The 247-nt window shown below is 75.3% G+C and carries 1 protein-coding gene; it reads right to left on the bottom strand.

The window, feature by feature from the left end; all coding sequences use genetic code 11:
* Positions 1 to 247: hypothetical protein (locus tag C7C46_RS36135; RefSeq protein WP_220040758.1), on the bottom strand; the 247-nt coding region annotated here is incomplete at both ends.

Raw genomic sequence — 247 nt, forward strand, 5'->3', positions numbered from 1 at the left:
CTGCGGAGGGGCTTGCCCGGAAGGCCGCGTTGGCTGCCCGTGACGCCCGTCGCCACGCCCTTGATGCAGCCACGCACGCCAACGCTGCCGCGGCCGCAGCCGATCGCGCCGCAGACCACGCCGGCGATGCGTCTCAGGCAGCTGCTGCGGCGACCGCCCATGCCGCAGCCGCCGCCGTGGCGTCCGAAACGGCGACGGCTGCCGCAGCGACGGCCACGGACGTCGAGTTGACGGCTCGTGCCGCAGA

Source organism: Streptomyces tateyamensis, assembly GCF_003205575.1.
Taxonomy (GTDB): Bacteria; Actinomycetota; Actinomycetes; order Streptomycetales; family Streptomycetaceae; genus Kitasatospora; species Kitasatospora tateyamensis.